The sequence below is a fragment of the Comamonas sp. GW821-FHT11H03 genome, from assembly GCF_058807955.1.
Genome location: NZ_JBXARF010000005.1, coordinates 248,192 through 261,847, shown reverse-complemented (window position 1 = coordinate 261,847; position 13,656 = coordinate 248,192). Strand labels below are relative to the sequence as shown.

Genomic DNA, 13,656 nt, shown 5'->3' with positions numbered 1-13,656 from the left:
GTCCATGGGCATCATAGGCCCGGCCCCGGCCTGACTGATGGCAGCAGGCACTGAAAAAACGCACTTCTTCAAATGGGGCGCCCGCAAAGGCCGCCCCGTAAAGCAGCCAGCAGGCTCAGGAGTCAATCTTCACATTCGCCGCCTTGACCACATGGGCCCAGCGCTGGATCTCGCTTTGCACCATGGCAGCAAACTGCGGCTGGCTCAGCTGCCCATAGTCGGCACCGTTCTTGGCCCAGGCAGCCTTGATGTCCTCGGCTGCTCCGATCTTGCGCACCTCGTCCAGCATCTGCTGCTGCACGGCAGCTGGCGTCCCCTTGGGCGCCCATAGTCCATACCAGGTGGTGACGGTGAAGTCCGGCAGACCGCACTCGGCAGCGCTGGGCACATCAGGGAAGGCAGGGTTGCGCTTGGCTCCCGCCACCATCAAGGCCTTGATGCGGCCACCCTTGATATGCTGGGCCGATGAGCCCAGGCCGTCGAACAGCATGTCCACATTGCCCGCTATCAGGTCCTGCAACGCAGGGCCCGCACCTTTGTAGGGAATATGGGTGATCTGGGTCTTGGTCTGCAGCTTGAACAGCTCGCCCGCCAGATGGTGCGAGGAACCCGGCCCTGCCGAGGCATAGTTGTACTTGCCGGGGTTGGCGCGCAGGTCCTGCACAAGGGCCTGCAAGCTGGCATGCGTCACCTTCTTGGGATTGACCACCACGACTTGTGGCACGCTGGCCAGCAGCGCCAGCGGGATGAAGTCGCGCTCCAGGTCGTAATCGAGCTTGGGGTAGACCGAGGGCGCAATCACATGGTGGGTCCCGCCCATGAAGAAGTTGTAGCCGTCGGGCGCGGACTTGGCCGCAATGCTGGCGCCCAGCGTGCCGCCCGCACCACCGCGGTTGTCTATCACCAGGGTCTTGCCCGAGGTCTTGGCGAACTGGGCAGAGAACGGTCTGGCAAAGGTGTCGGTGCCGCCGCCGGCAGGAAAAGGCACGATCAGGTTGACCGGCCTGCTCGGCCATTCCGATGCCTGGGCCAGGCCCGCCCAGCCCGATGCCCCTGCCGCCAAAAACACCCCCGTCGACCTAAGCAGCGTGCGCCGCTGCAAACCCACGCTCTTTGCCCAACAATCCTGCATGCATGTCTCCTCAGCGCGCCCAGTCAGCGGCATCGCTGCCGCCGGGCTTGTGGTTGGAAGACGCAGCAGCAAAAGCCGGCTCAGGTCGGGTGCAGCGCGAGTCGCGATGCACTCAACCCTTGCACAGCGATTCGATCTCCGAGGAAACGGGAATCTTGCTCTGCGCCAACAGGCTGCGGTGCTTGTCCAGGCGCTTGAGGTCATACAGATAGTTGACCATCAGCCCCATGGATTGCTTGAGCCCCTTGGACGACAGGTCTGCCGCCCAGTTCAGGCGCTCCACGCGCGCACCGTTGCCAAGGTGAAAGCGTGCCACGGCATCCAGCGGACGACCCTTGGCAGTTTCCCGACCCAGATAGCGCGCGGCGCAAAACATGGCGGCCTGACGCACCACCGACTTTTCCGGCAGCGAGCCGGGGTCGTCCAGCGCAGCCAGCAATTGCGCGGCACTCACTCCGCCTGCCACTTTTTCCAGGGCAGCCTTTTGCTTGTCGTCCAGCTCCGCCAGCGCCGCATCGCCGTTCTTGCTCAACCAGCTGCGCAGTCCCGGAATGGGCGACAGCGTGGCGAACTGCTTGAGCTTGGGGAACTCCTGCGTGAGCGTCTCCACCACATGCTTGATGAGCGAATCGCCGAAGCTCACGCCCTTGAGTCCGGTCTGGGTGTTGCTGATGGAGTAGAAGATGGCGGTATTGGCCTTGGCCAGATCGGCAGCCGCTGCGGCTTCGTCCAGCAGCGGAGCCATACTGCCCGCCATCTTGTCCAGCAGTGCCACCTCCACAAAGATCAGCGGCACATTGGGCATGCGCGGGTGAAAGAACCCATAGCAGCGGCGGTCGCTGTCGAGGCGATTTTTCAGATCGGCCCAGCTGCGGATATCGTGCACAGCCTCGTACTTGATCAGCTTTTCGAGCAGCGATGCGGGCGAATCCCAGTTCAGGCTCTTGAGCTCCAGCAAGGCCACATCGAACCAACTGGAAAACAGATGCTCCAGCTCGGCGTCCAGCGCCACATAGTGCTGCTCGGCCTTGGGCAAAGCCAGCAGTTCGGCACGCATATCGACCAAAAAGCCCATGCCGCCCTTGGGCTGGGCAAAACGCTGCAGCAGCCGCGTGCGTGATGAAACCAGGGCGCGGCGCAGGCTCATCTCCGCCTCGCCGCGCTCCACATCGCTGCCCGCCTTGTCGTAGCGCTCGCGTGCCGCCTGCAAGGCCTTGGCATCGGGGCCGAACTTTTCGATCGCCAGCAGCCAGAAGTCCTTGCGTGCGGCCGGATCGGCATTGCCATACCACTCCATCAGCACCTGCGCGTGACGGCCGCCTTCCACGTCGCTGAGCGCAGTATCGGCCACCTGCTGCATGTCCTGCAGCAAGCGACGCAGCTCGCGCGGCGACAGCGCCTCCTCCCCACGACGCAAGGTGGCCTCCAGGCGTTGCGCCAGCGGGCGATGCTGGCCGTCGCCCTTCTCGCCCTCAGCCCCGCGCACCCACAGCTTGGTTTGCTCAATCCACTCGGCTGCCCAACCCATATGCATCTCCTTGTTCCAGCACCATCATGCTCTCATTGAAGAAGCAGATACCGCAATTGCAGTAACGCTTTCAGCCATTATGTGTAGTTTTCCCACCTCGCACACCGCACCATGAAAAACGCAGACCGAAGTCTGCGTTTTCCGAGGATCTGGCCTTCAGGCCGTGGTTCGCTGAACCGCGTAGGCCTGGCGCTTGCCGCACCACACCCACATGAGGACACCGGCCACGATCATGGGAATGCACAGCCACTGCCCCATGCTCATGCCCAAAGACAGAATGCCCAGGAAGTCGTCGGGCTCGCGGAAGTACTCTGCAATGAAGCGGAAAGCCCCATAGCCGATCAGAAATACCGCCGAGACCTGGCCGGGCTTGTGCTCCTTGCGCGCGTACAGCCACAGGATGAAAAACAGCAGCAGCCCTTCCATCAGGAATTGATAGATCTGCGAGGGATGACGCGGCAGCATGGAGCCGCTTTGCGGGAACACCATGGCCCAGGGCAGATCGGCACTCGCAAAACGTCCCCAGAGTTCGCCGTTGATGAAGTTGCCGATCCGGCCCGCAGCCAGCCCTGTGGGCACGCAAGGCGCCACAAAATCTGCGACTTCCAGCCAGTTGCGCTTGCGCGAGCGCGCAAACCAGATCATGGAGCCGATAACGCCCAGCAGGCCGCCGTGAAAGCTCATGCCGCCCTGCCAGACGGCAAGAATCTCCAGCGGATGCGATAGGTAGTAGCCAGGCTTGTAGAACAGGCAGTAGCCGATGCGCCCGCCCACGACCACGCCCAGCACGCCGAGGAAGAGAATGTCCTCCACATCCTTGCGCGACCAGGCACGCTCGCCCGTCATGTATTTGAATGGAGGATGGTGCAGTCTGCGCGTGCCCAGAAACAGGAACAGACCAAAGGCCACCAGATAGGTTATGCCATACCAGTGCACGGCCAGCGGGCCAATCTGCACGGCTACAGGATCAATGTGCGGATACATCAGCATGTCAGGCATTGTGCCGCAGGCCGATGACGTTTCTGCAAAACTGTATGCACCAAGAACGCTTCAAGGCCTCATTCGTCGATCCAAAGACCGCAGAGACGCCCAACCACGGCCTGGATGACTGCGGCATCGGGCACCGGCAGTCCCATGTGAAGCGTCAATGCGGCTTGTCCGCCGCCAGACCCTGCTCTCGCACGGTCTGGCGCACAACCCTGGCGGTCTCATCCATCATGGTGCTCAAGCGCTGCGGTGTGCCGCCCAATACATGCACGCCCATGGCCTGCAACCGCTCCTGCACGGCAGGCTCCTGCAGGGCCGCGTTGGCTGCGCCGTTGAGCCTGGTCACGACGGCCTGAGGCGTTCCTGCCGGAGCAACGATACCGAACCAGGTGATGGCCAGATCGTTGAACACAGGGTGACCCAGCTCCCTGAACGTAGGCACCTGCGGCAGGGCCGGCAGGCGCTCCTGCGCGGCCACGGCGAACGCCATCAGGCGGCCCGCAGCCACATGCGCAGCCGACGAAGGGTATTGATCGCTGAGCACCTGGGTCTCGCCCGACAGTGCGCCGCTGATCACCGGCCCTTGCCCCTTGTAGGGAATGTGGTGCAGCTTGAGCTTGAGATCGGCATTGAGGCGTTCGGCAATCAGATGCCCGATGGAGCCTACTCCGGCCGATCCGATATTGAACTGACCCGGCTTGCTGCGCGCAACGGTGAGGAACTGGGCGTAGTTCTGCACACCCATATTCGGATGCACGGAGAACACCGACGGAATGGACGCCAGTGCAACCACCGGTACAAAGGCCTTGGCAGGATCTATGCGTGCCGACTGGGGCAGCATGATGGGATTGACCACCAGCGTGCTGATGGTGCCCAGGCCGATCGTGTAGCCGTCAGGCGCCGCATTGGCCACGGCCTCGGCCCCGATGAAGCCGCTGGCGCCGGAGCGGTTGTCGACCACCACGGGCTGGCCCAGAGTCGTGTGCATGGCATCGGCAACCAGGCGCGCCACGATATCGGTAGAGCCTCCGGGCGTGAAAGGGACCACCAGACGCACGGGACGCTGCGGATAAAGCCCTTCTGCAGCCTGCGCCGTCAATGCCCCCAGCAAGGCCAGCAGCCCTGCGGTCTTGAACAAGAAGGAGGGGCGAACAGCGAAAGACATGGAGATCACTTTCCGGCAAGACCATAAAAACAGCCGCGCGACTTGCATCGAGCGGCTGTAGGATTGTCCGTCAGCACGGGAGTCCGCACTGACGAAATGACGAAACAAACGTAACTTAGTCGTCGAGCAGCGACAGATCGCGCACGGCGCCGGTGTCGGCGCTGGTCACCAGCTTGGCATAGGCCTTGAGGGCTGCCGAGATCTTGCGGGGACGCGCTTGGGCAGGCTTCCAGCCCTTGGCATTCTGCGCTTCACGGCGGCGGGCCAGCTCTTCGTCGCTGACCAGCATGTTGATGCTGCGGTTGGGAATGTCGATGCGGATGATGTCGCCGTTCTGCACCAGACCGATCGCGCCGCCGGCTGCCGCCTCGGGAGAGCAGTGACCGATGGACAGGCCGGAGGTACCGCCCGAGAAGCGGCCGTCCGTCAGCAGCGCGCACGCCTTGCCCAGACCCTTGGACTTGATGTAGCTGGTGGGGTAGAGCATTTCCTGCATGCCGGGGCCGCCCTTGGGGCCTTCGTAGCGCACGATGACCACGTCGCCGGCCTTGACCTTGTCGGCCAGGATGTTGGCCACGGCCTCGTCCTGCGACTCGACCACATGGGCCGGGCCTTCGAACACCAGGATCGACTCGTCCACGCCTGCGGACTTCACCACGCAGCCGTCCAGCGCGATGTTGCCGCGCAGTACGGCCAGGCCGCCTTCCTTGCTGAAAGCGTGCTCGTAGCTGCGGATGCAGCCTTCGGCACGGTCCACATCCAGGCTGGGCCAGCGGGTGTTCTGGCTGAACGCCACCTGCGTGGGAATGCCGGCCGGGCCGGCCATGTAGAAGTGGCGCACGGCCTCGTCCTGCGTGCGCATGATGTCCCACTGCTCCAGCGCATCCTTCATGGTCTTGGCGTGCACCGTGGGCACATCGGTGTGCAGCTTGCCGGCGCGGTCCAGCTCGCCCAGGATGGCCATGATGCCGCCGGCGCGGTGTACGTCTTCGATGTGGTACTTGGGCGTGTTGGGCGCCACCTTGCACAGCTGGGGCACGACGCGCGAGAGGCGGTCGATGTCGGCCATGGTGAAATCGATACCCGCTTCCTGGGCGATGGCCAGCAAGTGCAGGATGGTATTGGTGGAGCCGCCCATGGCGATGTCCAGCGTGATGCAGTTCTCGAACGCCTTGAAGCCCACGGAGCGCGGCAGCACGCTGTCGTTGTCGTTCTCGTAATAGTCGCGGGCCAGCTCGACGATGCGGCGGCCTGCGCGCAGGAACAGCTCTTCGCGGTCGGCATGCGTGGCCACCACGGTGCCGTTGCCGGGCAGGGACAGGCCCAGCGCTTCGGTCAGGCAGTTCATCGAATTGGCGGTGAACATGCCCGAGCAGGAACCGCAGGTCGGACAGGCGGAGCGTTCCACCTCGGCCACTTCGGCGTCGGAATAGCGCTGATCGGCCGCGATCACCATGGCGTCCACCAGGTCCAGCTTCTTGAACTCGATGGTCTTGGTTTCGGGGTTGGCCAGCCGGGTCTTGCCGGCTTCCATGGGGCCGCCGGAAACAAAGATCACCGGAATGTTCAGACGCATCGCGGCCATCAACATGCCGGGGGTGATCTTGTCGCAGTTGGAGATGCACACCAGCGCATCGGCGCAATGGGCATTGACCATGTACTCGACCGAGTCCGCGATCAGGTCGCGACTGGGCAGCGAATACAGCATGCCGTCATGACCCATGGCGATGCCATCGTCCACGGCGATGGTGTTGAACTCCTTGGCCACACCGCCGGCCGCCTCGATCTCGCGCGCGACCAGTTGCCCCAGATCCTTCAGATGCACATGGCCGGGCACGAACTGGGTGAAGGAGTTGGCAATCGCAATGATGGGCTTGTCAAAATCGCCATCTTTCATGCCGGTGGCACGCCACAGGGCGCGCGCACCGGCCATGTTGCGGCCGCCAGTGGAGGTTTTGGAACGGTATGCGGGCATGGGGTTCGCTATAAGACGTTATCGGGAAATGATTCTTTGGATTATGGCCCAGCACTGCAATGCAGCGATGCCTAGCCCATGGCGGGCTGTCAGGCAAAACAATCGCAAGACATCGTCAATCACGATGCCTGATTCGCTGCTCAACGACGTCGCTGACCCGGTGCCATGGTTTGCTTCTGACGATCGATACGCTCTTTCTTGCGCAGGTCCATCCTCTGCACGGCCTTGCGCTTGGTATAGCCGGAAGCATCGGCCCAGGCCCACCAAGCGGCAGCCGCGCCATAGATGGCCAGAATCGGCCACCAGCTCCAGCCTGCGACAGGCCCGATCTCTACGAGCTTGAGCACAGACAACACGATCGCCAAACCTAACAGATACATACATCCCCTTTTTGGTTGATTTTCCAAAACACAGAGTGCACTGGAGAGTACACAACCCAAGCACTACAATGCGCTAAAAGATCAACTTTAACCCCGCACCCTGGGAACTCATGATGAAGCAATTTCTGATCGCCTTCGCCCTTTCCGCCGCTGCCGTGGCCCCTGCCATGGCCGATCAGGCCCTGGCGCAGTCCAAGAACTGCATGGCCTGCCACGCTGTTGACAAGAAGCTGGTTGGTCCCGCATTCAAGGATGTGGCCGCCAAGTATGCGGGCCAAAAGGATGCTGTAGACAAGCTGGCTGCCAAAGTCATGAAGGGCGGCTCCGGCGTGTGGGGCCCCGTGCCCATGCCCGCCAATCCTCAGGTGAACGACGCCGATGCCAAGAAGCTGGTGGCCTGGATTCTGGCGCAAAAGTAAATCGACCACTTCACGACGGCGCAAGACAAGGCCGTTATCAAAAACCGCATGGCTGCCATGCGGTTTTTTTTCAGGCTACCGCCCTACCGGGTGACGATGGGGAAGTCGGGACGGCTGGCATCAAACAGCTTCAGAAATGCCCCCAGCGCTGCACGGTCACCCTCGATTTTCATGGCTGCTGGCGCTTGCCCCTCCATGGCAGCTCCGGACAAGAGCTTCAGGAATGCGGGTCGGGTGAGGCTCAGCGACACATCCGCGCCATCCTGGGCTGGCGCCTTGCGGAAATGCAGCACCGCGTTTTCAAGCCAGATCACATAGCGCTCGCCCACATCATCCAGCGCCAGATTCATTACAAAGCGCCTGTCCGCAGCCTTGACTGCGTCGAGCCGTGTGGCCAGCACTTCGAGAAAACGCTCGGTCGGAATCTGCGCCGTCATCTCGGCCATGGCCGATACATCCTTGGACATGGGCACCACACCCTGGCGCAACTCCAGCGCCGCCGTCAGATAGCTGTTACGCCAGGTGGCAGACTCGGCGCGGTAGCCCAGCTGTTCATGGCAGCGGGCCAGCAGCTCTTTCGCCACCGCGTTGCCCGGCTCGGCAAACACCAGTTGCTGCAGCAGCTCCACGGCCCAGCGATAGTCGCCCTGCTCAGCCGCTGCACTGCCTTGCTCCAGCACCTTGGCTGCCCCACCCAGCGCCGCCACATATTTCTGCGCCTTGAGCTTAGGCGGCAGCGGATCCAGATTGGCTGGGTTGCCATCGTAATTGCCGAGGTAGAACTGGTAGATGGCTTTGACGTTATGACGCAGATCGCCGTAGTAGCCACGTCCGCCCCAGAACGCCCCGAGCGACGACGGCAGCTTGATCTGCTCGGCAATCTCGGCAGGCTGCAGCCCCTTGTTGATAAGGCGCACGGTCTGGTCATGCATGAACTGGTAGAGATCGCGCTGGCGGCTGATGAAGCTGGCAATATGCACCTTGCCCCAGACCGGCCAGTTGTGCTGGTTGAACAGCACCTCCGCATCGCCAGCCTGCTCCAGCACCTTTTGCAGATAGGCAGACCACTGCAAGGCATCACGCACCTTGGCACCGCGTATGGGCAGCAGATTGTGCATGGTCTGCGCCAGAATCTCGGCCCCTCCAAAGGCCTTGTACTCAGGGATGCTGAAAGTCAGCTCGGCAGGGGCCTCGGCCCCGGGCATGTTGTGAAACACGAAGCGCACGCCGTCCAGCATCATTTCCTGGTCGGCCCTGTCCACGCTGATGGTGGGGGGCAGAATGCCCGTATGGCCGCTGACCAGGCTCTTGCCCAGGCCCGTGTCCACATTGCCCGTGGGCGACAACGGCAGCCGCGTGCCGAACTGATAGATGGCTCGCCGCGCCATGGCTGTGCCCACGAGCAAGTTCTCGCTGGTGGCCTCATTCATGAAGCCCGCAGGCGCCACCACGGGCACTTTGCGCCGCGCCACTTCCGCCAGGCTGATGACTCCCAATGCACCGCCAAAGTGGTCTGCATGGCTGTGCGTGAAGATCAGCGCCGTCACGGGCTTGTTGCCCAAGTGCTGACGCGCAAATGCCATGGCGGCTGCGGCAATCTCGCGGCTGGTCAGCGTGTCCACCACAATCCAGCCAGTCTTTCCCTCGACCAGGGTGATGTTGCCTATGTCAAAGCCGCGCAACTGGTAGATACCGTCGCTGACCTTGAACAGCCCCGCCTGGGCATTGAGCCGGGCATGGCGCCAAAGGCTGGGATTGACACTGTCGGGCGCGGTGCCCTGCACAAAATCAAAGGAGGCAAAGTCCTTGAGCACGCGACCACCTGCGTCCCGGACCTGGCCCGAGGGTCTGGCAATCAGGCCTCGCTGCGCATCTTCGCGATCCTGAGCATCGTCAGGCGGCAGGCTTTGTGCAAAAGTGGCCAGCACCTCGCGCGTGGCACTGCTGACCTGGCCTGCCTGTAGCGAGCCTGCATTTTGCGGAACGGCAGAAGGTGCTGCGCAGCCAGCCAGCACGCCAGCGGCAAGCAAGGCGGCAACACCGACTTTGGGGGTGAGCCGAAATTCCATATATGTCTCCTTTTGTTATAGCGGTCAGCGTTTGATGGATCTACGTCAGAGTCCCAAAAGGCTTCAACTCCACCGAGGCTGCTGTCACATTCTGGGCAGCGCCATGTATTGCGTCCAATGCATAGTCTGAGAAATTTCAATGCATTGAACTCATCACCATGGACATACGCCGACTGCAGCATCTGGTCATGCTGGCCGACAAGGCTAATTACGCTCGTGCCGCTGAGCAGTTGCATCTGAGCCAGCCCGCACTGACGCGCAGCGTGCAGGCAGCAGAGCAAGAATTTGCGATGAAGCTCTTCGAGCGCGGTGCGGGGGAGGTTCGTCCCACGGCCGCTGGCCAGTTTGTGCTGGAGCGCGCCCGTGAGCTGGTGCGCCAAAGCCGCAATCTGCAACGCGATGTACAGCTCTATCGAGATCGGCAGATGGGGGACACGGCCTGCGGCTTTGGCCCGTTTCCGGCTCAGTTCCTGCTGCCGCCACTGCTGCAACAGGCCCGTAAAGCCTTTGCTGCAGTACATGTGCGCGCCATCATGGGAAACTGGCAACAATTGCTGCAGCGCCTCAAGGACGACGAGATCGAATTCTTCGTGGCCGAAACCCGTGAGCTACCCGCTGGCAGCGACTGCACGGTACGCGCACTGCCCACCCAGCCCGGCGGCCTTTATGTGCGCAGCGGCCATCCGCTGCTGCAGTCCGAGCCAACCGATTTCACGCTGGCCCATTTGCATGCCCATGGCCTGGCTGCCGTGCGTCTGCCCCAACCCGTGCGCGATGCCCTATGCGCCCAGTTGCAGCTGGGCCATGACAAGAATCTGCTTGCGGTGGAGTGCGACGATGTCAACAGCCTAATCCAGCTGACGCTGCACACCGACACCGTGCTGGCCGCCATCGAACCTGCGGTGCGTCCTTGGCTGCAAGGCGGACAGCTACAGGCCGTGAGGGTGGGACAGGTGCCGGCCATGACTTCGAGCTATGGCGTGGTCTGGCAACGCGGGCGCAGCCTTTCCCCCATGGCTCAGTGGCTGGTGCAGCAGGTTTGCGAGCTGGCGGCACAGGCATGAAAAGTGACGCCCCACGCTCGGCCACTGCGTGTTGCCGCCTCTTGCCTTTGGACGGCCTGGGGATAATAAAAAAGGCCCCGAAGGGCCTTTTTTGGGATTCACAGCCTAAGCCAGTGAATTACGCATCACGCGAAGCACGCTTGCGATCGTGCTCCTTCAGGTGACGCTTGCGCACGCGCAGGCTGGTGGGGGTGATTTCCAGCAGCTCGTCGTCTTCGATGAATTCCACACCGTATTCCAGCGACAGGTCGATGGGAGGCGTGATCTTGATCGCATCTTCCTTGCCGCTGACGCGGAAGTTGGTCAGCTGCTTGGTACGCGTGGCGTTCACCACCAGGTCGTTGTCTCGGCTGTGGATGCCGATGATCATGCCTTCGTACACGGGGTCGCCGGCCTTCACGAACATGCGACCGCGGTCGTCCAGCTTGCCCAGGGCGTAGGTGAAGATTTCACCGTCGTCCATGGAGATCAGCACGCCGTTCTTGCGGCCGCCGATCTCGCCCTTATGGGGTTCGTAGCTGTCGAAGATATTGGCGATCAGACCGGAACCACGTGTCAGGTTCAGGAATTCGTTGGTGAAACCGATCAGGCCACGGGCAGGGATACGGTATTCCAGACGGACGCGACCGCGGCCATCGGGTTCCATGTTCACCAGCTCGCCCTTGCGCTCGCCCAGTGCCTGCATCACGCCGCCCTGGTGGCCTTCTTCGATGTCGGCCGTCACCAGCTCGATAGGCTCGTGCTTTTCACCGTCGATCATCTGCATCACGACGCGGGGCTTGGACACGGCCAGCTCGTAGCCTTCGCGGCGCATTTCTTCCAGCAGGATGGTCAGGTGCAGTTCACCACGGCCGGAGACTTCAAAGATACCGTCTTCGTCGGTTTCCTTGACGCGCAGAGCCACGTTGGAACGCAGTTCCTTTTGCAGACGGTCCCAGATCTGGCGGCTGGTCACGAACTTGCCTTCACGACCTGCCAGGGGCGAGGTGTTCACGCAGAAGTTCATGGTCAGGGTGGGCTCGTCAATCTTCAGCATGGGCAGAGGCTGGGGATTGACCGGGTCGGTGACGGTTTCGCCGATGCCGATGTTTTCGATACCGCTGATCAGCACGATCTCGGAAGGACCGGCTTCGGTGGCCTGCACGCGATCGATACCCTGGAAGGTATGCACCTGGTTGATCTTGCCGCTGTAGCTCTTGCCGTCAGGACCGGCCATCACAGCCACTTGCTGACCGGGCTTGAGCGTGCCCTGGGTGATGCGGCCCACGCCGATACGACCAACGAAGGTGGAGTAGTCCAGAGCGGAGATCTGCAGCTGCAAAGGAGCGCTGGCATCGCCTTGCACGGCAGGCACGTGAGCCAGGATGGTGTCGAACAGGGCGGACATGTCCTCACCCCACTTGGCACCGGGCTCGCCCTCTTCCTTGGACGACCAGCCGTTGATGCCGGAGGCATAGACCACGGGGAAGTCCAGTTGCTCGTCGGTGGCGCCCAGCTTGTCGAACAGGTCGAAAGCGGCGTTGATCACCTTGTCGGGGTTGGCACCGGGCTTGTCCACCTTGTTCACCACCACGATGGGGCGCAGACCCAGGGCCAGAGCCTTCTTGGTCACGAAGCGCGTCTGGGGCATGGGGCCCTCTTGCGCGTCGATCAGCAGCACCACGCCGTCGACCATGGACAGGGCGCGTTCCACTTCACCGCCGAAGTCCGCGTGACCGGGCGTGTCGAGAATGTTGATGTGGGTGTCCTTCCAGGACACGGCACAGTTCTTGGCCAGAATGGTGATGCCGCGCTCACGTTCGATGGCATGGTTGTCCATCACGGTGTCGACGACTTTTTCGTGCTCGGCAAAAGTGCCGGACTGGCGCAGCAGTTGGTCCACCATGGTGGTCTTACCGTGGTCAACGTGCGCGATGATCGCAATGTTGCGGATTTGTTTGCTCATAATGTTTCCAAAATGCCGCTTGCTTGTGGACGCGGCGTTCCTTCCAAAATTTGTTGAATTTCTAGCGGACTGAGCAGGCGCTCGGGGACCAACTCCCCGCTCGCCACACGGCCTACCCCTAAAAGGGCATGCGGGCGCTCACCATACACCGCCACGGCCGGGGAATCCGCCCAAGACCCTCGACGGCGCAAGCCTGATAGAAAGCGACCTGCATCCTGTTCACCCAAGGTGACGACGACATGACGATGCAGCAGGGTATCGACAGGCTGAACCTGCGCGATGCGCTCTTCATCGTTCATGGCTTCCAGCGCCTGCAGCGTCACGCAGCGCGACACCTCAAGACCGCCGGTCTCCACACGGCGCAGAAAACGCAAGTGGGCGCCACAGCCCAAGGCCTCGCCCACGTCTTCGCCCAATGTGCGGATGTAAGTGCCCTTGCTGCAGGTCACTCTCATCTTGACGGCCGGATACCCCTGATCGTCCTGCACCAGCGTCAGATCCAATGCATGAATCGTGACATCGCGTGCGGGGCGCTCCACTTCCACGCCCGCACGGGCGTATTCATAGAGTGCCTTGCCGTCCTTTTTCAGCGCACTGTGCATGGGCGGCACCTGCTTGATGTCGCCCGTGAACTGCGCCTGCACCTGCGCCAGGCGCTCGGGGGTGATGGTGGCCAGATCGACGGCACGCTCCAGCACCACATCGCCCTCGGCATCGGCCGTGGTCGTGGTCTGGCCCAGGCGGGCAATGGCTTCGTAGGTTTTCTCGGCTTCGAGCTGAAGCTGACTGAATTTGGTGGCAGCGCCGAAACACAGCGGCAGCACGCCACTGGCCAGCGGATCAAGCGTGCCTGTATGCCCGGCCTTTTCGGCGCGCAGCAGCCACTTGACCTTCTGCAAGATATCGTTGCTGGACCAGCCCAGCGGTTTATCGAGCAGCAACACCCCATGCACAGGGCGCCGCTGCACCCGGGTGCGAGGGGCGTTCATGTG

At 62.2% G+C, this 13,656-nt stretch carries 11 protein-coding genes; 2 read left to right on the top strand and 9 right to left on the bottom strand.

Annotation, left to right across the window (positions count from 1 at the left end; genetic code table 11):
* Positions 1-115 precede the first annotated feature (115 nt).
* From AC1RTQ_RS13615 to AC1RTQ_RS13590, 6 genes are all read right to left on the bottom strand, one after another.
* On the bottom strand, positions 116-1,132 hold the full coding sequence (locus AC1RTQ_RS13615; protein WP_492876457.1) for a Bug family tripartite tricarboxylate transporter substrate binding protein: 1,017 nt from the start codon (positions 1,130-1,132) through the stop codon (positions 116-118).
* A gap of 112 nt (positions 1,133-1,244) precedes the next feature.
* Positions 1,245-2,660: a malonyl-CoA decarboxylase gene (locus AC1RTQ_RS13610; protein WP_492876455.1), complete on the bottom strand. Its 1,416-nt coding sequence runs from the start codon at positions 2,658-2,660 to the stop codon at positions 1,245-1,247.
* A 156-nt stretch (positions 2,661-2,816) separates the two neighbouring features.
* Positions 2,817-3,659: a prolipoprotein diacylglyceryl transferase gene (gene lgt, locus AC1RTQ_RS13605; RefSeq protein ID WP_492876453.1), complete on the bottom strand. Its 843-nt coding sequence runs from the start codon at positions 3,657-3,659 to the stop codon at positions 2,817-2,819.
* A gap of 145 nt (positions 3,660-3,804) precedes the next feature.
* On the bottom strand, positions 3,805-4,812 hold the full coding sequence (locus AC1RTQ_RS13600) for a Bug family tripartite tricarboxylate transporter substrate binding protein (RefSeq protein ID WP_492876451.1): 1,008 nt from the start codon (positions 4,810-4,812) through the stop codon (positions 3,805-3,807).
* A gap of 115 nt (positions 4,813-4,927) precedes the next feature.
* The gene (gene ilvD, locus AC1RTQ_RS13595) at positions 4,928-6,787 is read right to left on the bottom strand and encodes a dihydroxy-acid dehydratase (protein ID WP_302091245.1); all 1,860 of its coding nucleotides are present in this window, start codon (positions 6,785-6,787) and stop codon (positions 4,928-4,930) included.
* Positions 6,788-6,927: 140 nt separating this feature from the next.
* On the bottom strand, positions 6,928-7,167 hold the full coding sequence (locus tag AC1RTQ_RS13590) for a TIGR04438 family Trp-rich protein (protein WP_492876449.1): 240 nt from the start codon (positions 7,165-7,167) through the stop codon (positions 6,928-6,930).
* A 113-nt stretch (positions 7,168-7,280) separates the two neighbouring features.
* On the opposite strand from AC1RTQ_RS13590, the gene AC1RTQ_RS13585 reads away from it, so the two are divergent.
* Entirely contained in the window at positions 7,281-7,586 is a 306-nt protein-coding gene (locus AC1RTQ_RS13585; RefSeq protein WP_492876659.1) for a c-type cytochrome, read from the top strand.
* Between the two features lie 83 nt (positions 7,587-7,669).
* Here AC1RTQ_RS13585 and AC1RTQ_RS13580 read toward each other — a convergent pair whose 3' ends face one another.
* A complete protein-coding gene (locus AC1RTQ_RS13580; protein ID WP_492876447.1) occupies positions 7,670-9,655 on the bottom strand; it encodes an alkyl/aryl-sulfatase in 1,986 nt (661 codons plus the stop codon).
* Between the two features lie 158 nt (positions 9,656-9,813).
* Between AC1RTQ_RS13580 and AC1RTQ_RS13575 the strand changes: the two genes are divergently transcribed.
* The gene (locus AC1RTQ_RS13575) at positions 9,814-10,719 is read left to right on the top strand and encodes a LysR family transcriptional regulator (protein ID WP_492876445.1); all 906 of its coding nucleotides are present in this window, start codon (positions 9,814-9,816) and stop codon (positions 10,717-10,719) included.
* Positions 10,720-10,837: 118 nt separating this feature from the next.
* Here AC1RTQ_RS13575 and typA read toward each other — a convergent pair whose 3' ends face one another.
* Positions 10,838-12,664 carry a translational GTPase TypA gene (gene typA, locus AC1RTQ_RS13570; protein WP_492876443.1) on the bottom strand — a complete coding sequence of 609 codons (1,827 nt, stop codon included), beginning with the start codon at positions 12,662-12,664 and terminating at the stop codon, positions 10,838-10,840.
* Positions 12,661-13,653 carry a tRNA pseudouridine(55) synthase TruB gene (gene truB, locus AC1RTQ_RS13565; protein ID WP_492876441.1) on the bottom strand — a complete coding sequence of 331 codons (993 nt, stop codon included), beginning with the start codon at positions 13,651-13,653 and terminating at the stop codon, positions 12,661-12,663. The genes typA and truB overlap by 4 nt, the downstream gene beginning before the upstream one ends.
* Positions 13,654-13,656 lie beyond the last annotated feature (3 nt).

Excerpts from the sequence above, each read along its gene's own strand:
- AC1RTQ_RS13615 (WP_492876457.1), bottom strand. The coding sequence starts at position 1,132 with ATGCAGGATTGTTGGGCAAAGAGCGTGGGTTTGCAGCGGCGCACGCTG.
- AC1RTQ_RS13610 (WP_492876455.1), bottom strand. The coding sequence starts at position 2,660 with ATGGGTTGGGCAGCCGAGTGGATTGAGCAAACCAAGCTGTGGGTGCGC.
- lgt (WP_492876453.1), bottom strand. The coding sequence starts at position 3,659 with ATGCCTGACATGCTGATGTATCCGCACATTGATCCTGTAGCCGTGCAG.
- AC1RTQ_RS13600 (WP_492876451.1), bottom strand. The coding sequence starts at position 4,812 with ATGTCTTTCGCTGTTCGCCCCTCCTTCTTGTTCAAGACCGCAGGGCTG.
- ilvD (WP_302091245.1), bottom strand. The coding sequence starts at position 6,787 with ATGCCCGCATACCGTTCCAAAACCTCCACTGGCGGCCGCAACATGGCC.
- AC1RTQ_RS13590 (WP_492876449.1), bottom strand. The coding sequence starts at position 7,167 with ATGTATCTGTTAGGTTTGGCGATCGTGTTGTCTGTGCTCAAGCTCGTA.
- AC1RTQ_RS13585 (WP_492876659.1), top strand. The coding sequence starts at position 7,281 with ATGAAGCAATTTCTGATCGCCTTCGCCCTTTCCGCCGCTGCCGTGGCC.
- AC1RTQ_RS13580 (WP_492876447.1), bottom strand. The coding sequence starts at position 9,655 with ATGGAATTTCGGCTCACCCCCAAAGTCGGTGTTGCCGCCTTGCTTGCC.
- AC1RTQ_RS13575 (WP_492876445.1), top strand. The coding sequence starts at position 9,814 with ATGGACATACGCCGACTGCAGCATCTGGTCATGCTGGCCGACAAGGCT.
- typA (WP_492876443.1), bottom strand. The coding sequence starts at position 12,664 with ATGAGCAAACAAATCCGCAACATTGCGATCATCGCGCACGTTGACCAC.
- truB (WP_492876441.1), bottom strand. The coding sequence starts at position 13,653 with ATGAACGCCCCTCGCACCCGGGTGCAGCGGCGCCCTGTGCATGGGGTG.